The 20,463-nt window shown below is 46.6% G+C and carries 23 protein-coding genes and 2 pseudogenes; 12 read left to right on the top strand and 13 right to left on the bottom strand.

Annotated features, from left to right (window positions below):
- Nucleotides 1–20: 20 nt before the first annotated feature.
- Together NST07_RS18115 and NST07_RS18110 are read right to left on the bottom strand one after the other, a co-directional pair.
- The gene (locus NST07_RS18115; protein ID WP_342479907.1) at nt 21–956 is read right to left on the bottom strand and encodes a LacI family DNA-binding transcriptional regulator; all 936 of its coding nucleotides are present in this window, start codon (nt 954–956) and stop codon (nt 21–23) included.
- 162 nt (nt 957–1,118) lie between these two features.
- Nucleotides 1,119–1,289: a hypothetical protein gene (locus NST07_RS18110; protein ID WP_341093556.1), complete on the bottom strand. Its 171-nt coding sequence runs from the start codon at nt 1,287–1,289 to the stop codon at nt 1,119–1,121.
- 167 nt (nt 1,290–1,456) lie between these two features.
- On the opposite strand from NST07_RS18110, the gene NST07_RS18105 reads away from it, so the two are divergent.
- Complete coding sequence (locus tag NST07_RS18105; protein WP_341093555.1) at nt 1,457–1,984, top strand: GrpB family protein; 528 nt, start codon at nt 1,457–1,459, stop codon at nt 1,982–1,984.
- Here NST07_RS18105 and NST07_RS18100 read toward each other — a convergent pair.
- Together NST07_RS18100 and NST07_RS18095 are read right to left on the bottom strand one after the other, a co-directional pair.
- Nucleotides 1,927–2,535 (bottom strand): annotated as a pseudogene (locus tag NST07_RS18100) (C45 family peptidase); the annotation flags it as partial. The gene NST07_RS18105 and the pseudogene NST07_RS18100 sit on opposite strands and share 58 nt — an antisense overlap.
- Before the next feature lie 360 nt (nt 2,536–2,895).
- Entirely contained in the window at nt 2,896–3,087 is a 192-nt protein-coding gene (locus NST07_RS18095) for a hypothetical protein (RefSeq protein WP_341093553.1), read from the bottom strand.
- A gap of 234 nt (nt 3,088–3,321) precedes the next feature.
- On the opposite strand from NST07_RS18095, the gene NST07_RS18090 reads away from it, so the two are divergent.
- Nucleotides 3,322–3,720, top strand: a complete 399-nt coding sequence (locus NST07_RS18090; protein WP_341093551.1) for a hypothetical protein — start codon at nt 3,322–3,324, stop codon at nt 3,718–3,720.
- Nucleotides 3,721–3,909: 189 nt separating this feature from the next.
- Nucleotides 3,910–4,233, top strand: coding sequence for a YolD-like family protein (locus NST07_RS18085; protein WP_341093549.1), 324 nt, complete (start codon nt 3,910–3,912; stop codon nt 4,231–4,233).
- A gap of 73 nt (nt 4,234–4,306) precedes the next feature.
- On the opposite strand, the gene NST07_RS18080 is transcribed toward NST07_RS18085, so the two are convergent.
- Nucleotides 4,307–4,528, bottom strand: a complete 222-nt coding sequence (locus NST07_RS18080; protein WP_342479906.1) for a hypothetical protein — start codon at nt 4,526–4,528, stop codon at nt 4,307–4,309.
- Between the two features lie 369 nt (nt 4,529–4,897).
- On the opposite strand from NST07_RS18080, the gene NST07_RS18075 reads away from it, so the two are divergent.
- On the top strand, nt 4,898–5,158 hold the full coding sequence (locus NST07_RS18075) for a hypothetical protein (RefSeq protein WP_341093545.1): 261 nt from the start codon (nt 4,898–4,900) through the stop codon (nt 5,156–5,158).
- A 56-nt stretch (nt 5,159–5,214) separates the two neighbouring features.
- On the opposite strand, the gene NST07_RS18070 is transcribed toward NST07_RS18075, so the two are convergent.
- Nucleotides 5,215–6,075 carry an AraC family transcriptional regulator gene (locus NST07_RS18070; protein ID WP_341378788.1) on the bottom strand — a complete coding sequence of 287 codons (861 nt, stop codon included), beginning with the start codon at nt 6,073–6,075 and terminating at the stop codon, nt 5,215–5,217.
- Nucleotides 6,076–6,348: 273 nt separating this feature from the next.
- On the opposite strand from NST07_RS18070, the gene NST07_RS18065 reads away from it, so the two are divergent.
- The 5 genes from NST07_RS18065 (at nt 6,349) to NST07_RS18045 (ending at nt 10,539) form a co-directional block, all read left to right on the top strand.
- Nucleotides 6,349–7,647: an alpha-glucosidase/alpha-galactosidase gene (locus NST07_RS18065; RefSeq protein WP_341378786.1), complete on the top strand. Its 1,299-nt coding sequence runs from the start codon at nt 6,349–6,351 to the stop codon at nt 7,645–7,647.
- 169 nt (nt 7,648–7,816) lie between these two features.
- Entirely contained in the window at nt 7,817–8,497 is a 681-nt protein-coding gene (locus tag NST07_RS18060; protein WP_341093541.1) for a succinylglutamate desuccinylase/aspartoacylase family protein, read from the top strand.
- A 164-nt stretch (nt 8,498–8,661) separates the two neighbouring features.
- On the top strand, nt 8,662–9,042 hold the full coding sequence (locus tag NST07_RS18055; protein ID WP_038592576.1) for a GntR family transcriptional regulator: 381 nt from the start codon (nt 8,662–8,664) through the stop codon (nt 9,040–9,042).
- Nucleotides 9,039–9,908, top strand: a complete 870-nt coding sequence (locus NST07_RS18050) for an ABC transporter ATP-binding protein (RefSeq protein WP_341093537.1) — start codon at nt 9,039–9,041, stop codon at nt 9,906–9,908. Before NST07_RS18055 ends, NST07_RS18050 begins: the two co-directional genes overlap by 4 nt.
- Nucleotides 9,901–10,539 carry an ABC-2 transporter permease gene (locus NST07_RS18045; RefSeq protein WP_341093536.1) on the top strand — a complete coding sequence of 213 codons (639 nt, stop codon included), beginning with the start codon at nt 9,901–9,903 and terminating at the stop codon, nt 10,537–10,539. The genes NST07_RS18050 and NST07_RS18045 overlap by 8 nt, the downstream gene beginning before the upstream one ends.
- 84 nt (nt 10,540–10,623) lie before the next feature.
- Here NST07_RS18045 and NST07_RS18040 read toward each other — a convergent pair whose 3' ends face one another.
- Nucleotides 10,624–10,965, bottom strand: coding sequence for a ribosomal protein L7/L12 (locus NST07_RS18040; RefSeq protein WP_341378783.1), 342 nt, complete (start codon nt 10,963–10,965; stop codon nt 10,624–10,626).
- 136 nt (nt 10,966–11,101) lie between these two features.
- Here NST07_RS18040 and NST07_RS18035 point away from each other — a divergent pair, with 136 nt between their 5' ends.
- A complete protein-coding gene (locus tag NST07_RS18035) occupies nt 11,102–11,446 on the top strand; it encodes a hypothetical protein (protein ID WP_341093533.1) in 345 nt (114 codons plus the stop codon).
- A gap of 301 nt (nt 11,447–11,747) precedes the next feature.
- Here NST07_RS18035 and NST07_RS18030 read toward each other — a convergent pair.
- Together NST07_RS18030 and NST07_RS18025 are read right to left on the bottom strand one after the other, a co-directional pair.
- Nucleotides 11,748–11,942, bottom strand: a pseudogene (locus NST07_RS18030) (SDR family oxidoreductase); the annotation flags it as partial.
- 61 nt (nt 11,943–12,003) lie between these two features.
- Nucleotides 12,004–12,222 (bottom strand): SDR family NAD(P)-dependent oxidoreductase, encoded by a 219-nt coding sequence (locus NST07_RS18025; protein ID WP_341093531.1) that lies wholly within the window; start codon nt 12,220–12,222, stop codon nt 12,004–12,006.
- A gap of 608 nt (nt 12,223–12,830) precedes the next feature.
- Here NST07_RS18025 and NST07_RS18020 point away from each other — a divergent pair.
- Entirely contained in the window at nt 12,831–13,478 is a 648-nt protein-coding gene (locus NST07_RS18020; RefSeq protein WP_341093530.1) for a FusB/FusC family EF-G-binding protein, read from the top strand.
- Nucleotides 13,479–14,776: 1,298 nt separating this feature from the next.
- On the opposite strand, the gene NST07_RS18015 is transcribed toward NST07_RS18020, so the two are convergent.
- Both NST07_RS18015 and NST07_RS18010 read right to left on the bottom strand, forming a co-directional pair.
- Nucleotides 14,777–15,271 carry a hypothetical protein gene (locus NST07_RS18015; RefSeq protein ID WP_342479905.1) on the bottom strand — a complete coding sequence of 165 codons (495 nt, stop codon included), beginning with the start codon at nt 15,269–15,271 and terminating at the stop codon, nt 14,777–14,779.
- A 22-nt stretch (nt 15,272–15,293) separates the two neighbouring features.
- A complete protein-coding gene (locus NST07_RS18010) occupies nt 15,294–16,451 on the bottom strand; it encodes a hypothetical protein (protein ID WP_342479904.1) in 1,158 nt (385 codons plus the stop codon).
- A 109-nt stretch (nt 16,452–16,560) separates the two neighbouring features.
- Here NST07_RS18010 and NST07_RS18005 point away from each other — a divergent pair, with 109 nt between their 5' ends.
- Entirely contained in the window at nt 16,561–16,839 is a 279-nt protein-coding gene (locus NST07_RS18005) for a hypothetical protein (protein WP_342479903.1), read from the top strand.
- Nucleotides 16,840–17,031: 192 nt separating this feature from the next.
- On the opposite strand, the gene NST07_RS18000 is transcribed toward NST07_RS18005, so the two are convergent.
- Together NST07_RS18000 and NST07_RS17995 are read right to left on the bottom strand one after the other, a co-directional pair.
- The gene (locus tag NST07_RS18000; protein ID WP_342479902.1) at nt 17,032–17,550 is read right to left on the bottom strand and encodes an immunity 42 family protein; all 519 of its coding nucleotides are present in this window, start codon (nt 17,548–17,550) and stop codon (nt 17,032–17,034) included.
- Between the two features lie 14 nt (nt 17,551–17,564).
- Nucleotides 17,565–20,456 carry a contractile injection system protein, VgrG/Pvc8 family gene (locus NST07_RS17995; protein ID WP_342479901.1) on the bottom strand — a complete coding sequence of 964 codons (2,892 nt, stop codon included), beginning with the start codon at nt 20,454–20,456 and terminating at the stop codon, nt 17,565–17,567.
- Nucleotides 20,457–20,463 lie beyond the last annotated feature (7 nt).

Here is a 20,463-nt window from a genome sequence, read left to right as displayed (position 1 = left end):
TTTAAGTTATTATAAAGAATTTATTGGAGAACTTCAACCAAAAATTGATTGCTGCCTGTCAGACTGGAATCGTACTGTTCGCGAATAACAGATGTCATTAATTCGTAGGCGGTCAGTGCTCTATCGTTCTGAAACTGAATGACTGTCGTACTGTCCAGCAGGATTTCCGGTACTCCGCAGGTGCAAATGGCTGTAATTGAAGAGGCCAAGGCAGTTTTTTCAACAGCTTTTGCCAAATATTCATTGATGGCGATGATATGCTTATCCCGGTTAAGGGTCAAAAAGCTCACGAGTTCACTTTGTGCCTCTTGGGAATTGTTGACAATATGAACTTGCTCCCGCGGCAATCCCGATCCAGCAAGGATCCACTCCGCTAACGCCTTGTTATGATAACTCTCCATGACCAGACAGGAGGGAGCTGTGGAGGAAGATACAGCGGCCTGCAACGCTTGGGGATAGTTATAATTAACCTGATTAAAAAGACTGTCATCGATGATGCTGTCGAGCAGAATCAGAGGAACGCCTTCCACAAAATTGGCGGATATCCGGTAGAACATCTCATCCATAACGTCCAGCACAAAGACAGCATCCAGCTTGCGTTCACGGATTACATCCATCGCAGGATTAAGGGGATTTAAACGGACAAGCAGAGTATGATAACCGGCTTCTGTTAGCATCGCTTCCAGACTTTCCACCAGCGACATGTAATTTTGGCGTTTCCAATAGGGCAAAGCGGATGTCCGGTTAATCAGAATGCCGACCAGTCCGGTCCGTTGTTTGACCAGGGAACGCGCCGCGAGATTCGGGACATAATTCAGCTCCCGGGCAATTTGCAGTATACTCTGCCGGGTCGGGTCAGGGATTGTCTGGTTCTTCACATTATTCAGCACATAGCTGACCGTAGCTACTGAAACGTTCGCCTGACGGGCAATATCCTTCATGGTCGCTTTTTTCATCGGGCATTCTCCTTAACAAGGCTTAGAAGAAAAGCCTATCATTCAGCCACGGGACAAGTCAACTGAATGAAAAACTAAAAATATTTACTTGGAGACAAGAAGAGGCTGCTCCCCGTTATTCAGCGACGGGGGAGCAGCCTGTGTGCTGTACAATTTTACAGCTTAAGTTTCATTTTTGGTGACACCATTCAAACTGGGAACATAATCTTCAGCCTTATTGGTGTTTAACATCTGGGGTTCTTCAGTAAGATGTGCATGGTTTTGCTGGTTGTTTTTCTTATCTGCTTTATTATTTGCACGGTCGTGTTTGGGATCGGCACTATTTTTGGGCATGATTTCACCTCCATCTGCTAACAGATAGTATGAGAAACTGGTTTGCATTTTATCCCAGCCATCTGAAATCGGGGGTGCGTAGCCTCTCTGGAGTGTGTACCGGATCATTTACAAAGAGCGAAGGCTTAGAGTAAGCTGACAATAAAATAACTAACCCAGCAAAGAAGGTGACGGTCATCGCTGTAAGCCCTGTTCCTATTGAAGTGGTTCCTTATAATCCCGCTTGGAAGGCCGAATTCAGCAGAATCAAAAAGCGGATGCTTGAGATCCTTGGAGATCTTGTCATTGCTGTCGAGCATGTGGGCAGCACCTCAATTGAAGGTTTGGCGGCCAAACCGATTATAGACCTGGATCTTGTGATGGAGAGCTATGAGGCACTGCCTGGTATTGTCGAGAGGTTCCGGGAATTTGGTTATGTGCATCTTGGAAATCTTGGGATTGAGGGCAGAGAGGTATTTGAGTGCGAGAAGGATGACGGTTTGATGCAATATCATCTTTATGTATGTCCCAAGGACGGTAAAGGTTATCTGGAGCATATTGCTTTCCGGGACTATCTGCGGAGTCATCCTGCTGCGGTTCGGGCGTATGAGGAAGTAAAGCTGGCCCTGGCAGAACAATACCGCAATGACAGAGAAGCCTATACGGAGGGCAAGACAGCTTTTGTACATTCCATCCTAAACAAAGCCATGCAGTGAGCGGAGAAAAAAGTATGAATAGAGCGGCAACCGGACCTGAATAACAGGCCAGCCGGCTGCCGCTCTGCCAGTTGTTTCATTGCTTCCAGCGGATTGTAGTCCGTTCCTGCTTTCCAGAGAGTAGAGTACATCGCCTCTTGTCTCGCTTGCGAGTTATGCATCAGCTGAAGGTTATGTTGCTGCATGGCTGGCAGCGTATAGTGGTTGGTGGATACGATAAGCTGGGGAAGGCTCGCCGCCCTGGCATCATAAACCTTAATTTCTTTATGTGCCCCAGCTACTTCGATCAATGCCATTGAACCGTGCCTGTCGGAAACCAGAAAGTTCCTGTAATCGGAGATCGGCATGCTGCGCAGCAGGGTAACAGCTTCTCTGGTTGTAGTGCAGTCATCGAGCAGGGCCCGAACCACTCCCGGGAACACAAAACCCTCACCTGTCATTTCTGGCCGGATTCTGCCGGAGGTCATGGTCACGCTGAGACCTTCGTCATTCATGCCGTCATACCGGCCGAAGAGCTGAAGTGAAAATCCGATATGGGCGGCTTGCCCGTCACACGGGTGGTGCTCAGCAAAAGCTGATTATAGAGAGCATCCTCCCAGCCAAAATCATACGTCCGCATGTGATATGTACGGCTTTTGTCTATAGGACCGGTTCGCAAGGCTGCCTGGCTGCAATGGCCGGCTGCTGAATCGAACGCTGTGGTTCCAAGGTGAAGTTATTTCCCCGCCTTTATGTGCAATATGCTTGGCTACAGTTGAATTTTCTTGTATTCATGGCATTTGGATGGTAAATTATAGATATAAGTTTGGGATTGAAATTCAGCTAATAATTGCATGAAATGCGTACATTAATCAATCCGCCAGTCCGTATCTTGGCGGGTTGATTTTTTTAAAAAAGCAAGGCTGGTTTGACTATGTTCTGCTGTGAACAAAACGTTTTATGGTCCAAAAAGGTACCGTAAGGATACCTTTATTTGTTGAAATGCTTAAAGAATCCGAAGGATGATCAATTTCACAAAGGCCGGTAAAAGTTTCACCGCTCACAAGATGAACACGCTGCTTCATACTTTGCTCCAAGGCCGACTGTATTTCTATTTTTCTCATTCGTTTCACTTCCTTTTGAAACTGTGGCATTATGATCTCTACTTATCATTAAACAGGATTAGAAGAATTTAACAGACCTATTGGTTACAATATTGTATTATTATTATATACATTAGTTTGAAACCGGGTTATTCTTAAAGAAACTGTTTACAGTGAATCTAGACCCAAGCACCCTCCAGTTAGGACGGATAGGTTGATTTTCTCAGAAAAATGGAGTTGGAGAGGTGAATGGCTGTGGATACAAGGAATGTTATCAAAGGGATTTATCATGAAATCCTTGAACGGATCGAATTGCTGCTATTGAACTCAAGTCTTGAGTATGTGGAGCACTCTTCTGAAGTAATAGAGGGGGGCATGTATGCTTGGGGACAAGCTGACGTATTGAAAGATGCGTACCGGATGGCTTTGATTGAAGAATATTTGATTCTGGTTACCCAAATGCGGTTGGAGCTTGAAGAGAAAGACAGCAAAGCTCTCGCCAGTTTTGACCATAGCTGCAATATTGTATTGACTTATTTAAAGCAGGAAACGTTTGTGTACGAGAGTACGAAAGAAGATGTATTGAAGACGATTGAAAAAGAATTGGCTATTCAGTACTTCGTTATGAATCTGCCGGTGGAGAACATGAAATAATTGTCCCCATAACCTGGTCGTCGCGGTGAATCGGGCATACCTTTCTTGGTGTAATATTCAATCTAATAACGTTTAGCTCTCAGTCCGCCAGTGTTCAACTGGCGGATTTTTCCGTTGCTTTAATTTCTCTAAGATGGTTATAATACAAACAAGTGTTCTTATTTATAGGGACTGAGGAGGTCAGACAACATGAAGAAATTTGACAGCATATTCGACTGCAGCCGGGTGATGACTCCGGAGCACAAGCGCCGGATCATCCAGGATGAAGAAAGACAGCGCCTGCGAAGCAAACCCGTGCTCGATGCTCAGGAATGGGAGCTGATAGATCAAGTGCTTGCTTATTCCAAGCGTTACAACGAACAGATCACGATCACGCTGTTCGATCCAGAGAAAGATCATAAGATCAGGGGCGTTGTCATGTCAGTGGACCTGCAAATGCGACAGGTCAAATTACAGATTGAGTATGAATATGATTGGATTATGATTGACGATGTTATTCAAGCGACTACATAAATAAGGGTCCCAATCCTGGGACCCTTTCTTTAAAATTTATATGTTCATGTCATAAAAAATTGCGTTCTGCTTGTTACTTCAATGTTGCATATGGTTTGAATTCGTCCGGTATAGCCGTTACCCCTACTATAGCCTCGACAGCTTTCCAGGCCGCTTCAAAACTTGTTCCGCTGTAGATTGTTCTATCCCGCGCAGGGCCAGACAATGACATGTCAAACACTATAAATTCTCCAGACTCTTCAATGAGTCTGAAGCTTACGGCGCGGTCTTTTGATTGCATACGAATCTCCTTCAATTAGACAACCTCCTTAATCTTTTCTGCACTAGTATAAAGTCTACACAGCAGTATACCGCATCACCCTAATTGCATCAATTAACTAATACGCTGCAAGGAGCAACATTGACGGGAAGGTATTGAAACACTACAATTAGCACGAGTAGCCGTTGGAATAATTTAGGATTTCATTTTCTTTCATCGGATAAATAAGAAACCCATTAGGCGGGCTAACAGGAGGTGAAGTAAACAATGAAAAGATCGGTTAACCTGTTTAAAGTTTCGCTTGTGATGATCATTGTCTACTTGCTGGTTAGTTTTGTCGCAGGTCTAATCGGGATGAATTTCAACAAATTATAATGAGTCTGTTCTGCAGATAGGAGGAAGTCAATGAAAGGCGAACATTTAAAATATTTAGGCGGCGGTATAATTGTTCTTGGATTGATTGCTTCGATTCCTGTCGCCATGAATATGGGTACATTATCTGCCGGTATCTATCTGTTCATCTGGTCCTGCCTGATTGGCGTGTTTTTTATCGGTTTCGGGGAGCTGCTGTATTCGGTGCAACGAATTGAGCTTAAGATCGCCGGGGAACGTCCTCACTATGATCCATTGACAGGTCAATATGTTGACAAGACGGTAAGAAAGTAATAGGTTTTAAAACAACCCTGCCGGTGAATTCCGTCAGGGTTGTTCAGCATTTCCCCTTAACTCTCACGGAGAACGGCGCGATACTCGCTCGGCGGCATGCCAGTGTATTTGCGGAACTGCTTAGAGAAGTAGAGGGCGTCGTTGAATCCGACAGATGAGGCCACCTGATCGATGGTGAGTGTTCCCCCCAATAGTTCCCTGGCTTTGTCCATCCGCATCTTCAGCAGATACTGCTTGGGAGACAAACCGGTCTTTTGTTTGAATGCCTTGGACAGATGCACCCGGTGATAGCCCAACGTCGCCGCCATGTGGTCGATGCTGATCTGCTGGTGGAACTGCAGCGAGATCCAACGGATCGCCTGGTCGATCTGGCGGTCAATGACCTCAGGCATTTCTTTGGGACGGGCTGGAAGGACACTGAGGTTGGCCAGACCAAACTGGTGGAGCAGCAGCCGGGTCCAGCCGGAGGCCTCCAGGCTTTCCAGGCGGGGATAAGGGGATTGCTGGAAGGCCAAGCGAATATGTTCGTACAGGCTGTGCAGCTCACGGGTATTCCCCGAATGCAGCAGCGGACGTTCCTTGGTAATCCCGGCATCGGAGAGCAGTGCCGCAACAGCTTCACCCTGTAAGGCTACCCATACGTAGTGCCAAGGGCTGTCCTTGTCTGCCTGGTAACTGAATAGGGACCCCGGATAAATAACAAACGTGTCTCCGGTCCGGCAGTGCAGCGAGACATTCCCGCTTTGAAAGAAGCCCTCACCATCCAGCACGGTATGGATCAAAAAATAATCATGCACGGAGGGGCCGATCTTGTGACCGGGTACGGGTCTGCCTTCACCACTGAATAATACGGCCATGTCTTGCTCTTCTGGTACGAGATTAAAGCTGGCAGTGAAGTACGAATGTTCGAGATTCATTGAAGGGCCTCCCATACATAAATGAGTGAGTCATATTGATATTGCAATTAATCTCAGGCTACTACATCACGATTCCAAATGCAACAAAGATCCATATCTCACTTGTATTTCTCCATACTCATTTCCGGCATTCTAATTTATAGTGAATATAGCAAGGAAACAGCGGATAATGACTGCCATTACTGCAATCATCTGCCCTATTCACCACTGCATAAACTCCTTATTTGCTTAAGGCAGGCATTCTTACCGCAACCAACAGGAGGCGTATTGTTCATGTCCAAAATTACATTTATCGGTGCAGGAAGCACTGTTTTCGCCAAAAACGTTCTGGGTGACTGCATAGCGACAGCGGCGCTGCAGGGTTTCGAGCTTGCCTTGTTCGACATTGATCATCAGCGGCTAAAGGACTCAGAGAACATGCTTAACTCCATTAAGAATAGCAGCGGCAGCACATGCAGGATTAACGCTTACTCCGACCGTAAAGAAGCGCTGCGCGGCGCCAAGTATGTCATTAACGCGATTCAAGTCGGAGGTTACGATCCCTGCACCATAACCGATTTTGAAATTCCGAAGAAATACGGTTTGCGGCAGACAATTGCGGATACGGTCGGCATCGGCGGTATTTTCCGCAATCTGCGCACCATCCCGGTGATGCTGGATTTTGCTGCGGATGTACGCGAGGTCTGCCCGGATGCGCTGTTCCTGAACTATACCAATCCAATGGCTGTTCTGACGAATGTAATGAACACCTATGGCGGTGTGCAGACAGTAGGACTGTGTCATAGTGTGCAGCAGTGTATCCCCGGATTATTTGGCCACCTTGGAATCGACCAGACGGGAGTGCAGGCGAAGATCGCCGGAATCAACCACATGGCCTGGCTGCTGGAGGTCACGAAGGACGGGAAGGATCTTTATCCGGAGATTAAGCGCCGTGCGGCAGAGAAACAGCTGGAGCCTCACACAGATATGGTACGTTATGAAATGATGCAGAAGTTCGGCTACTACATTACAGAATCGTCTGAGCATAACGCGGAATACCATCCTTATTTTATAAAAAGGAACTACCCGGAGCTGATCGAACGCTTCCAGATTCCGCTCGACGAATATCCGCGCCGCTGTGTGGAGCAGATTGGCCGCTGGCAGCAGCTGCGCGAGGAACTCGTCGGCAACCACGAGCTTCAGCATGAACGCTCGCATGAATATGCCTCTTATATTCTGGAAGCAATCGAGACAAATGTACCGTTCAAGATTGGCGGAAACGTAATGAATACAGGGCTGATCACCAACTTGCCACGGGAGGCCTGTGTCGAAGTTCCGTGTCTAGTGGACAGCAGCGGGGTTACACCTACCTTTGTAGGGGATCTGCCTCCGCAATGCGCCGCTCTGAACCGCACGAACATAGGCACACAGCTGCTGACCATCGAGGCGGCAATCACCGGCAAAAAAGAGCATATCTATCACGCGGCCCTGCTAGACCCGCATACGGCGGCAGAGCTGTCGATGGATGATATTGTGAACATGTGTGATGAATTGATAGCTGCCCACGGCGACTGGCTCCCGCAGTATCAATAGCATAAAAGTATGACTAACAGAGCCCGGGAAACCGGGCTTTTTGTGTCTAGACAGGAGCCTGCTGAGGCTAATGGACGATGTTTTTCCCGGAGTGTCCAAACTTTAAGCAGCAATACGAATACTTATATATAGATATTCATTTACGGAACCGCTCCGGAGGTGAGATTTGGTGTTCGTCGAGAAAAGTATGCTTGCGCCAGATACGTCTTATGCAACTCCCTATTATGTCGTAAGTGGCCCACGTCCCGGCCCGGTCTTTATGGTGGTGTCTGGAATACACGGGAATGAACCGGCCAGCATCCGTGCAGCGCAAAATCTGGCGGGAATGTTCACCCGCAGAGAACTGATCCTCCTAAAAGGCAGACTTATTATAGTCCCTCTGGTGAATAAAAAGGCTTACCGTAAGAAGATCAGAGGCAAGCCGGATTTAAACCGGACCTTTCCTTACCGTGGTAAATCGAAGGCCAGCCATTCGCTGGCAGGAGCCTTATTTCAGCTGGCACAGCACCATGGCCCTTCGTGGTATCTGGATCTGCATGAAGCGAACGGACTTTCACAAAAAAATCCCAAACGGGTTGGCCAGACTTTAATTATTAGCCCAGGAAGCCGTACAGCTAGAGTGGCTAAGCAAATCGTTAAACGAATGAACCGGTCCATAACTAAGTCTTCCTATCATTTCAATATCCGGCGGCGTGAGCGAAATGGAACCTCGCGGAAGGCGGTTCAGGAAATTCTCGGTACGAAGGCGGTCACCGTTGAGACCTGCTGGAGTCTGGACTTCTCTTTACGGGTAGGGTACCAGTTGGACATCGTGTGCCATTTCTTAAGAACAACCGGATTTATTGGTTGAAGATGATGAGAAGAGACTGTTCACTTCAGGCTGAACCCGCAAGCAATTGAGGGTTCAGCCTGTTTGCATCCTATAATAGGATATTATTGACATGCTTATATATAATGTATATATTACATATATACACTAACTACATTGTTACAAAAGGATGATGGTGCAGCAACATGAACATTTTGATTTCGAGTACCTCGGGTGAGCCGATATACGCCCAGATTGTGGGGCAGATCCGCCAACTGATTCTACAGGGTGAATTGGTATCCGGGACACCGCTGCCGTCTATCCGCCTGCTGGCCAAAGAGCTGCAGATCAGTGTCATCACGACGAAGCGGGCATACGAGGAACTGGAGAGAGAAGGGCTGATCAATTCCATCGTCGGCAAGGGTTCCTTTGTGTCCGGGGCTGATCAGGAATTTATCAAGGAGCAGCGGCTGCGGATTATGGAGCTTAAGCTGAAGGAAGTCATTGATGAGAGCAGGGCGCTTGGACTCCAATACACCGAGATTGTGGACATGCTGAAACTGCTATATGAGGAGGAGAAGGGATGAGTAACTGTATAGAGCTGAATCACCTGCACAAGCATTATGACCGTTTTGCGCTGCAGGATATTTCACTGGCGATGAAGGAAGGGTATATTACCGGTCTGATCGGCCCGAACGGAGCAGGCAAAACAACGCTGATTAAAATGATCATGGGCATGGTTCATCCGGATCAGGGAGAGATCACCCTATTCGGGCTTGATAACCAGGAGCATCAACCGGACATCAAGAGCAGAATCGGTTATGTGTCAGATGAGAATATTTACTACGAGCAGCTTACCGTTAAGCAGATGAAGAAGATTATTGCTCCTTTTTACAGCCGCTGGGATGAGAATACATACTTGAAATACCAGGAGCTGTTCAAGCTTCCGCCAGGCAAGAAGATTAAGGATTTGTCCAAAGGAATGAAGATTAAATTCTCGCTGGCAATTGCTTTATCACATGGAGCCGATTTACTCATTATGGATGAACCTACATCGGGTCTAGATCCTGTGTTCCGCAGAGAAATGCTGGATCTGCTCACTGAACATATCCAGGATGAGAAGAAGTCGATTCTGTTCTCCACGCATAACACAACAGATCTTGACCGGATTGCCGATTATATCGTCTTTATCAATGACGGGAAGATAGTTTTCAATGAGATGAAGGAAGCGCTGACTGAGAAATATCTGCTGGTCAAAGGCGGCAAGGAGCTGCTTGACCGCGATGTCCGCCGCTTGTTCCTTGGGATTCGGGAAAGTGCGCTCGGCTTCGAGGGTCTGGTCGGGAACCGGGCAGAGGGGGAGCGCTTCTTCAAGGATAATGCAATTTGTGAGACGCCAACGCTGGAGGAAATCATGTATTTTACTGTTAAAGGATGTGATGTGCATGTATAACTCGCTGTATCTAATCCGTAAAGACTTCATGTTGTTGCAAAAATTCCTGCTGTTGCTTGTTCCATACTATATCATTATGGGCTACACCAACTTTGACAACTACACCATGTTCGCCTTGTTTCCGGCCATGCTGATTTTAATCAATTCATGTACAGTGGATGTGCAGCAGAACAATCAGAAATTCCTGATCAGTCTTCCTATGCCGAGGCAGCAGATTGTAATGGCCAAATATTTGGTGCTGCTTCCTTCTTGCCTGCTCAGTTTAGCTTGTACCTTGCTGCTGTATGGTGTTGCTTTCATTGCCGGGCGGGCCACAGAGCCTATTGCCTGGAGAGAGCTTGCCCTGTGCATTGCGAGCTTCCCATTGCTAGCCGCAGTGTACTTGCCGCTGCACTACTGGCTGGGCCAAAAAGGGACTCAGGTGGTCAATTTTATTTTCATCATGTTAATTATGCTTAATTTCGCCGCTTTGACCAAGCTCATGACATGGTTACCTGATCTGGCGAACTGGGTCACCACGGGCAAGACCGAGAGCATTCTGATCCCGGTTATCAGCGGTCTGGCCTATATTATTATCCTATTTGGCTCTTATCTGATTTCGTTACGTATCTTCTCGAGTAAGGATATATAGGATTATTTATACTTGCAAAGAAACGGCTGCGCCATTCCTTTAAGGAAGGCGCAGCCGTTTCTGATTCAGGGGGTACTGCTTTTCTTATTTCCCCCGCTCCATATCATCAATATAATTTTTGGCATCCTTTAGGGATAAGTCCCGCGCTTCACGAAGTACTTTAATGGCTTGTATCTTCTTGCCTTCGGCCAGCAGCAGGCGCAGCCTGTTCTCCAAATCCGGCATTAAATCCATATTCTGCACAAATTGCGGCGTCGGGGCAGCGATCCCCGTCTTGATAAAACCTCCATCCATCGCTGACCGGCTGCCGATCCGTTCCAGCTGTGACTGCAATTCGTTGACTCGCTTATTGAGACTGATTACCCTGAGCATGAGCAGCAACGTGAATACCATTGCCGCGAGTGAGATCCAATCCGTGTTTTCCAAAGAGATAGCCTCCCTATTATAAATGGTGTGGTGCCAGTGATTGTTGGTGCCCGAGAATGAAGAATATCATATCCCTCTGCTGAAGAACATGATATTTTTGGAAAAAGTTTTTAGTGAAGCATAAGGGGGATTTGATATGATTACTTCACAAACGCTTGATGACTATTACGTAAGAATCGGCAGGCTGAAGCAACGTTATTTGTCGGAGCGGTTTGAACAGGATCTCCCTGTATTCAGCTCACATACGGAAGCTATTGAGTGGTTCAAGGCACTTTTTCCAGGCAGCTTCATCTTCGTGGAAGAGATGGAAGGTGCTAATTCCGAGAGCTACTATTTATATGACATTATCCATGACAGGGAAATCTGGGAACGCAGAGAGAGGGACTTAAGAGAAAAAGGTCAAGCTAATGGACTGGGCATGCTGCTCTGCGCGCAAAGAGTAGATATTTACAAAGACGGTGCAGTACATTTGGCGGTATAGCGGTGCATCACAAGATTTAAGTGTCCTACAGGGGAGACGATACTCGTCCCAGGAGGACACTTTGCTATGTGACTATTTAATTATTTAATTAGATACTGGGCAACGTATTGTTCTGCTCAATGCCATCCCTTGATCCGTACAGATTTCTCCGTCATTTTGGGGAGAGGGACATACAGGTGAGCACAATGCTCCCATCGGCCAGTTCCAGCTTCACCTTATTGGCGGTCTTTGGCGCTGCTCGACTCCAGGTAAGCCGCCGGAACCTGCAGCCGTAGAGGACAGAATCGCGCCCAATAATTATTTATTTGGCGTAGTATCCGCCGTCAATTGGCAGCTCAACACTTGTAATGTAGGAGGAATCATCCGAAGCCAGGAACAGAACGCCTTTGGCGATGTCCTCAGCTGTGCCCAGGCGCATAAGCGGAGTCTGTGCGAAGAAACACTGCTTCATTTTTTCATCCTTGAGCAGATCCTCGGTCATTGGAGTTTCAATATAGCCTGGATGTAAAGATTGGCGCGGATGTTACGCTTGGCATAATCTACAGCAGTAGCTTTGGTCAACATACGTACGGTACCTTTACTGGCAGTGTATGGACCTGCGCCGCTTCCGCCGGCGCGATCATGTGCGGAATGACTGCGTTTTGTCCAAGGAAAATGCTGGTTACATTGATGCCCATCGTTTTCTCCCAGCGTTCCACGGCTTGTTCCATAAATGGAGTCGGGTCAGAAACACCGGCGTTGTTGACGAGAATGTCGATGTGGCCATATGCCTTCAAGGTCTCATCAACGACCCGTGCCCAACCTCTTCGGAGACAACGTTTTGCCCCTTAATTCCAAGCTTCAAGTGCACCTGGCGCCTGTCAGTTTCAGATACCACACGTTCAATATATCCCTTCTGAACGAGCTTACTGCTTAAGCTTGAGTGACGCACTCATTGACTATTACAGATAACATGCTAAAAAGACCGCATAATTTATACGGTCCCTTTATTGTAAAGAGCTTATCTCCATTTGAGCTGAGGTATGAGCATGCAGAGCGGAGAGGAATTGAAGCTTACAGGTACATTTTCAAGAGAGCGGGGAGTATTTTTATCTTGATACCGCTACATGTGTTAGTAATAAAATAGGTGAGAGGGAAACAGAGAAATTGCACCTCCTGGTGTTTCTTGATATACTTTTCACATGTGAATTTGATTGGGGGTTTTACTGATGGCAAAGCAGAATTGCTCATTAGCTAGGAAGTCCTCATGCAAAGCCTAATCTGGGGCGATACTTTGCGTGGGGGCGGTAGGATGGATACGATCGCCCAACCTTAACTTTATCGTTTCTAATAATAGGCTTTGCACCTTATGTTTTTTATATAAAAAATAAGGGGCTGAAGAGCTATGAATACACCATTTATTAGAAACCATCAATATAACGTCATTAAGAAACAAACGGATTTTCTGCAGAAAACGCTGCGAACCGTCGCGGATCGAAACGTCTTGAAGACTGTAAGATATCGTGCAGCAGCGAATATTATTGAAGCCATTCCTGATCTTACAAATGATCAGCAGCAAATGCTCGAACAAATAACGACCTTCGAAAGTGCATATGATTTCCAGAGATACCTGAGCGCATTAGAACCCTGTCTGGAGCCATTTCCACCGATTACGTTGAAGCAGATTCAGAAACTATTCCCTAAGAATAAGAAGCTGAAGGTGCCTGACTTAGGATCTATCGACTTCCGATATGTAACGTATCTGAGTTGGGTAGACATAGCTACGAACAAATTATTTATTGTCTATCCGTTCGAAGGACAGTTCATTGGTATCGAGGGAAGAATCACGCCCACTAACAAGAAAGGGTACTGCTTGTTCTGTAATCGTCATCAAGAGCTTGCATTCCTCACGGTTAAGACCAAGCCAGCGAACGCTTCGCCGGATAATATTTCTTCTATTGGCCAGTACGTATGTCTGGAGAGCGATGCTTGTAATCAGAGCATTACCGATATAGGATCATTGGAGAAGTTCATTTTTTCGGTTCGGAAATAACATTAACTACGACAGGCTGCCCAAGAGGCAGCCTGTTTTACTTTATTCCGTGTATAAGAGTGCATATTAGATCGCGTAAACAGATATTTCATGCTACAACCAGTATGAAATTTTGGTTTAGGCAGCAGAAGGATGAAGAATTTAAAATACCTGACATGAATTCAAAATATTCAGATGGATCATGTTTTAAAATGCTATTATATGGTAAATATTTAATGATAAAAGAGGGAGGTGACATGAGTTGAAAAATAGGCTAATCTGAGAAAATGTAATCAGTAAACCTAATAATGAGGCAGCTAACAGTGTAAATGAAATTTTATTGCCAAATTAATTAACAGGACTAATTGGATCCATAGGTAAAGAAATAAATGAATTAACAGCAAATCGTGCAGTTGGGACTGCATGATCAGAATTAAGTAAGATCCGGAGAAATTCATTTGATAATTCAGACGAATCGAGTTACATAACCAAGTACAGTCTAATTACAGAATATCGTCTTGAATGAACACATTAAATAAATGAAAAGTATCATAGGTAAAAGAAATTAATATTCTAAAAAAATGATAAAGAGTTGTAAATATCTTTATATAATACCACAGGCATAAATAAGCCGGATCAGATGCAAAAACTGCTTGAATTAGACTGGTCCGGTTTATTTACTTGATACTTATTCACAAAACCCGTATTTTGTACATATGTCTCAAATCAAAAAAATAGATACTAGGATCGGGCCATGCGCGTCGTCCGACTTATAGCATCTGATTTAAACTAATTTAAGATTCGAACTAAGGTTTGCATAAATCAATAACCTTCTTACAGGATTCTTGGTTCATTAAACCAATATGACACTGAGGCAAATTGAGCATCCAAAGGGCATTTCCTTTCAGCTGAATCAAAAGAGATTGGATCTTGTTTAACTTCCAAAAGGATCACTCCTGATTATTAGTGAAACAAATTTAGTTGTATTACCACCAGTTTGACTCCTCCATTACTGCTGCGTGTACTACTGACAAGGCAAGCTGGTGATCCACAGGCTTCTACTGATACCTATCCGACGGTCCCGGGCAGTTGCAGTTCAGTGACACAATGGCGCTCGATTAGCCACCCGGAGACTGCAGGAGCAGACCGCGTGGCTCCTACGTCGAGCTGCAGGAAAAGTTTCAGCTCATGCTCCTAGTTGTTTTTCCGGCTGCGCACCGGCAGCAGCGAACGCAGCCGGACATCACCAAGTCCATGCTCAGTCAACTACTTTATTTACTTAGAACATCTGTTGCTTGTACTTAATACTACATTTGCTTTCACAAGACTTCTTTTACCATAATCGCTTGATCTTTATATCCTTCTAAATCATGACTTAACCAATTTTTCTCTTCGGGTCTTTCTTTATAAAAGCGTAAAGTAGCATATTGGTCATCATAACTCAAAACTATAAGAAATTTATTTCCAGGGAAACATTTTCTCAACTGATTTTCCCACCCCTCCATTATCTGAAGTGCACAAATAAGAATATTATCCCTTGTCTTATCTATATCCTTAATGTAGTCATTAACACGGAGTTCATTACAGGATGCCTCATAACCTGTTTTATCTTTATGAAACTTCATTACCCTTTCCCAATTTATGTTTTCAATTTTTAATTCTCCCTCTATATCAAGAATAAAACACTCTCGAACCTCTACTATTTTGGGATATATTATCTTTTCCAACTGAAAAAGGTTTTTGTTTGTTGTACTTATTAAATTTCTGAATAAATCCCTTTTTAAATCAGACATATTTCTGTTGTTATACTCCATATTTTATTACACTCCCAAAATTTTATTTAAATATATTATCTTCCCCTAAAAACTTAAGGCCTTTATCTATAGCCTTTTGAACATCTTTATCTTTAAGAAGTTTTTGTATTTTACTAGGTGCCTTTTCACCAGTTTTTTGATTATAAAACTCTTTATTTTCCACATCAAGATACCACTTAGTATTATTAGCCTCATGATAATGAATTTGTCCATCTCTTTGGCCGGGATTTGGATTTTCAACATCAATTCTTTCTGTTTTACCGTTTTGCCATGTTGTCTTACTTTCGAATTGAGTGCCGTTCTCTCCAAATGTTTTTTTAGCTCCACCCGTCCCCTCAGCTTCGAGAGGCTTCTCTTTTGGTTTGCTCGATTTGGACTGGGGAACTTCACCCGACTCCTCAGCCTTAGGCGGCTTCTCCGGCTTCGCACTTGAAGACTTAGGAGGCGTAGCACCTGGCTTCCATTCCCCCTTCATCATTTGCCAAAGCTCTGCAGAGCTTTCTCCCAGGTTGGAGGCTCCATTGTAGGCCAACACCCCTCCATGAGACATAAGGCCGGTGGACGCAACACCTGTAAGTACGCCGAAAAGCGTTAACACGCCCGTAGACGATACAGCCACGGAAAATAATTCTCCTCCAGCGCCCGCGATAAATTCCCCGATTCCTTGCAACGAACTGACCACGTTGCCTGCGATTTCCCCCACCTTGCCCGCGATCGGATGGTTGGGATGATAATCGCGTTGCTCATACAAACCCAACGATTGGTTTACCTTAATGGTTTCATTGGCCCCCTGGGCAACATCCCATGCCAATTCCATTTGAAGTTGCGCCGATTCTCGCTTGGCTTCTGCAGTAAGAATCTCATTTTCTCCATATTGCTCAAACATTTTTTCCCACCAGGACTTAGGTTTCTCTGTCTCTGGTTGTGGCTGCTGAGCGAGATAGCTCTTGTAATTGCCCCACCAGCGTTGCCTCAGGTCTGCGGGTACTTGATGATAGGCAAGATACATCGCCTTCGATTCTGCCAGCAGGTTTTGAACGAGCTCCAACGGGCCGCCCGAATGCGCTAGCTGCCGTGCACTCGTAAACACGTTTCCCAGGATCCACTTGCTATAGTAGTCTTGCTTTCCCTGCTCAAGCTCGTACTGGCTGATCAACCCTTCCAGCGCCAGACTCGCCAAATATTTCAGCGGATGCAGACCCCCTCCAGCGGCTCCGCCCCCGGCTCGACTCGTTCCCGTACTCCGGACAGGAATCGCTGCAGTGGCCTGCATAATCATACCTGCTGCCTTGCCCACAGGACATCCGAAAGCGTTCAGGAAGACACCTGCTACCCGGGCCACTACCGGAATCGCCCCTAACAGCTTGGACACCGTTCCCAGCAAGGCCTCCGCTTGTTGCTGCGCTGCCGGGCTCGTGATCTTCGCCGCAGGAGTCTCGGCCGGGCTGCTCGATGAAGCCTGGGCTGCGGCTTGGGCGGCCTCGTACGCCTGGATACTCATCAGCGGCGGCTCCGGTACAGGAGGGAGGTCGGCCACGAACACCGGGGCCTTCACCGTACCTTCCTGATCAATCACCGGGGCCTGGAGGATCATACTGCTGGCCCCGCCTTGCAGATACATCACTGTGCGCACAAATGAATTGAATGAATTTTTGTAATGCTATTACATGAATTAAGTGTATTATTGGTTGAATAATGGGTTACTCCCCACCAAAAGGAAACCTTGAAAATACCTGAGCCTCTTCAAGGTAATGTTGGTACTATTTAATCTCGTTTTCATAAATTTCGCTTAATAATTCATAAGTTTTGTATAATTCAGTTTCAAATTCTCTCACCTGAACAATATATTCTAAAATGTCATCTGTTTTTTTTACTGAGTTCAAATTCCTTATTAAAAAACGTGCACTACCTTTGTACTCTACTAAGAATATCTTCCAATCGTTGAAAATATCCAAGAGCGGACAGACGTTAAACCGAGCCCAAGACTCTTCGATAGAAATGCTGTCATATTGGTTAGAATCGCCATACAGGGCTTCATTGAGTCTATTGAAACACTCCTTAGCATCTAAATTAAATAGTTTTTCATTGGAACGATTGCTATTATCTTTAACCAAGGACTCAAGTGAAAATAATACATCTCGTAATGATGTACCCGACTCATAATCGCCAATACGAATTCCACCTATCCAATAGCAAAACTTACCGAACATCCAAAAACCACCATAGTCTGCATTAAGGTCAAACTGAATGGCAAATTTATTTGAATCCCCTATTAACATGATGGGCTACTCCTTTACTTTATTCCTAATTGTTGTCGAACAGACTTTGTTAATTTATCTTTTGTGATTTCTCCCGCAAAATGAACACCACGGGCATTATCACTAAAGTACTGATAAATCTTTCCATCCTTATTCACTCCATACCAGGTCCCCATCCCCCCTCGAACAGATTTATTATAAATTTCTACAGAGTCAGCTGGTTCTGGAGTTTTCTTAGGATTGTAGTATGGACTTCCTTTGTCATGAGCAGGATTAGCTTTATATGGTGGCTTAGTCCTCTCTGCAACAGAATCTGGATGGTATGGACTATCCTTTAAAGCAGGTGATTCAGTACTTTCCCCTTTCCCCTCTGCATGACCCGGCTTCTCCGGCTTCGCACTTGAAGACTTAGGAGGCTTCCCTTCCCCCTTTATCATTTGCCAAAGCTCTGCAGAGCTTTCTCCCAGGTTGGAGGCTCCGTTGTAGGCCAACACCCCTCCATGAGACATAAGGCCGGTGGATGCTACACCTGTAAGTACGCCGAAAGGCGTTAATACGCCCGTAGACGATACAGCCACGGAAAATAATTCTCCTCCAGCGCCCGCGATAAATTCCCCGATTCCTTGCAACGAACTGACCACGTTGCCTGCGATTTCCCCCACCTTGCCCGCGATCGGATGGTTGGGATGATAATCGCGTTGCTCATACAAACCCAACGATTGGTTTACCTTAATGGTTTCATTGGCCCCCTGGGCAACATCCCATGCCAATTCCATTTGAAGTTGCGCCGATTCTCGCTTGGCTTCTGCAGTAAGAATCTCATTTTCTCCATATTGCTCAAACATTTTTTCCCACCAGGACTTAGGTTTCTCTGTCTCTGGTTGTGGCTGCTGAGCGAGATAGCTCTTGTAATTGCCCCACCAGCGTTGCCTCAGGTCTGCGGGTACTTGATGATAGGCAAGATACATCGCCTTCGATTCTGCCAGCAGGTTTTGAACGAGCTCTAATGGGCCGCCCGAATGCGCTAACTTCCGCGCACTCGTAAACACGTTTCCCAGGATCCACTTGCTATAGTAGTCTTGCTTTCCCTGCTCAAGTTCGTACTGGCTGATCAACCCTTTCAGCGCCAGACTCGCCAAATATTTCAGCGGATGCAGACCCCCTCCAGCGGCTCCGCCCCCGGCTCGACTCGTTCCCGTACTCCGGACAGGAATCGCTGCAGTGGCCTGCATAATCATACCTGCTGCCTTGCCCACAGGACATCCGAAAGCGTTCAGGAAGACACCTGCTACCCGGGCCACTACCGGAATCGCCCCTAACAGCTTGGACACCGTTCCCAGCAAGGCCTCCGCTTGTTGCTGCGCTGCCGGGCTCGTGATCTTCGCGGCAGGAGCCTCGGCCGGGCTGCTCGATGAAGCCTGAGCTGCGGCTTGGGCGGCCTGGTACGCCTGGATACTCATCAGCGGCGGCTCCGGTACAGGAGGGAGGTCGGCCACGAACACCGGGGCCTTCACCGTACCTTCCTGATGAATCACCGGGGCCTGGATATCTGTTTCGCCATCCAGGATCATGCTGCTGGCCCCGCCCTTCAGATATAGCGCCGTTCCCGCTTGGAGCGACAGTTCCTCTCCTGCATCCAGCTTGATGTTAGCCCCTTGAATCTGTACATTCCCCGGACTGCTGACGGTGATGCCAGCTTTATGCAGGGTGATCGAACATTCACTAGAGGTGGACAAGGTCAGTTCTTGCCCAGACATCTCTACGCCGCTTCCTTGTGCATGTCTCCACATTTTCACATCGGGTTGTCCATTGGCATGGCGATGTTGACGCAGTGAATCGGTCACATAGGCTTCCTGCTCACGGTTCGTGGGCAAATACAGCTCTACCGGCTCCCCAATTTCCGGCATATTGTACCACCCGGTATGTCCCTCCGCCACATACCGGGTGGCCACCGGGAACCAACAGGCTTTAGCCGGGTCCTGCTGAGGATCCATATCCAGTTGGAGCTGTACGTAATCCTGCTGGACCTTAAGCACTTTTCCTGTCAGCATAATCCCGACGACCTTATCGTTTCCATAGCGGGCATACCGGATATCCTGCTCGGGCTGGAGATCATAACGGGTGCGCAGCAAGCCGTCCTCCAGCCGTGTCACTGCTGAAACGACAGCAAGCTCTTTCCTTGGTCCGACGGGTAACGTGAGCCGGTCGCCCAGCGCATAGTATTGCAGGCTTTCGATCCTATACGTTACATACGGCCCCGCATGTTCTCCCGGTTGTCCCGTGTCCAGCTCATGGAAGGTTTTCCGTACCTGGTAAAACCCAGCCCGTTCCACCTTATGCAGTTTGCCTTCCGGCAGGCCGAAAAAAAGCTTGGGAGAGGCTGCGGTCACCTCCGGCACCAGTACGGAACCGAAGCGGGAAGCAAGGCGCTTTAAAAAAGCCCAATCCGTCTCTTCATATTGTAAAACAAAAGCGTCCAGCTTGGTATGATTGCTTACAGTATCAATGGCATCTCCGTACCTGTACTTGCGCACCAGCGTGGTGACCAGATCATCGTAAGTGCGGTGGATATCCTGATAGGAACGCTTTTTCACCTTACTATCCATCTGATACGAATGCGAAGTTGCCTCCAGTTCAAACGTATACACGCCCCGTGTGCAATGAACCGACAAGCGCATAACGATCCCATGGAACAGCCGTCTTACGGACTGTCCCTGCTCATCCAACTGGTGAATGACTATCGGCTCCTGGTCCATGGTCTTGCCGATACACTTCGCTCCCTGCTCCTCGGGGAGCACGCCGCTGATCTGCAGATACGCATGATCGTTGATCGTTCTTGTGATTTGCAGTCGCTCGATAAGCTGAGGCTGAAAGGGGCCCTCGAAGTGCAGGCTTTCATACCCGATCCCAGCTGACAGTAGACTCATGAGGTTT

The organism is Paenibacillus sp. FSL L8-0340 (assembly GCF_038593145.1).
In the GTDB taxonomy this organism is placed as follows: Bacteria; Bacillota; Bacilli; order Paenibacillales; family Paenibacillaceae; genus Paenibacillus_AQ.
Note: the sequence above shows the minus strand (reverse complement) of the source record. Positions and strands in the feature narration are given on the sequence as shown.

What these genes read in the sequence shown, in the direction of transcription:
- NST07_RS18095 (WP_341093553.1), bottom strand. Translation starts at nt 3,087, where the DNA reads ATGAGAAAAATAGAAATACAGTCGGCCTTGGAGCAAAGTATGAAGCAG.
- NST07_RS18050 (WP_341093537.1), top strand. Translation starts at nt 9,039, where the DNA reads ATGAGTAACTGTATAGAGCTGAATCACCTGCACAAGCATTATGACCGT.
- NST07_RS18045 (WP_341093536.1), top strand. Translation starts at nt 9,901, where the DNA reads ATGTATAACTCGCTGTATCTAATCCGTAAAGACTTCATGTTGTTGCAA.
- NST07_RS18110 (WP_341093556.1), bottom strand. Translation starts at nt 1,289, where the DNA reads ATGCCCAAAAATAGTGCCGATCCCAAACACGACCGTGCAAATAATAAA.
- NST07_RS18065 (WP_341378786.1), top strand. Translation starts at nt 6,349, where the DNA reads ATGTCCAAAATTACATTTATCGGTGCAGGAAGCACTGTTTTCGCCAAA.
- NST07_RS18035 (WP_341093533.1), top strand. Translation starts at nt 11,102, where the DNA reads ATGATTACTTCACAAACGCTTGATGACTATTACGTAAGAATCGGCAGG.
- NST07_RS17995 (WP_342479901.1), bottom strand. Translation starts at nt 20,456, where the DNA reads ATGAGTCTACTGTCAGCTGGGATCGGGTATGAAAGCCTGCACTTCGAG.
- NST07_RS18115 (WP_342479907.1), bottom strand. Translation starts at nt 956, where the DNA reads ATGAAAAAAGCGACCATGAAGGATATTGCCCGTCAGGCGAACGTTTCA.
- NST07_RS18055 (WP_038592576.1), top strand. Translation starts at nt 8,662, where the DNA reads ATGAACATTTTGATTTCGAGTACCTCGGGTGAGCCGATATACGCCCAG.
- NST07_RS18070 (WP_341378788.1), bottom strand. Translation starts at nt 6,075, where the DNA reads ATGAATCTCGAACATTCGTACTTCACTGCCAGCTTTAATCTCGTACCA.
- NST07_RS18085 (WP_341093549.1), top strand. Translation starts at nt 3,910, where the DNA reads ATGAAGAAATTTGACAGCATATTCGACTGCAGCCGGGTGATGACTCCG.
- NST07_RS18015 (WP_342479905.1), bottom strand. Translation starts at nt 15,271, where the DNA reads ATGGAGTATAACAACAGAAATATGTCTGATTTAAAAAGGGATTTATTC.
- NST07_RS18000 (WP_342479902.1), bottom strand. Translation starts at nt 17,550, where the DNA reads ATGTTAATAGGGGATTCAAATAAATTTGCCATTCAGTTTGACCTTAAT.
- NST07_RS18020 (WP_341093530.1), top strand. Translation starts at nt 12,831, where the DNA reads ATGAATACACCATTTATTAGAAACCATCAATATAACGTCATTAAGAAA.
- NST07_RS18075 (WP_341093545.1), top strand. Translation starts at nt 4,898, where the DNA reads ATGAAAGGCGAACATTTAAAATATTTAGGCGGCGGTATAATTGTTCTT.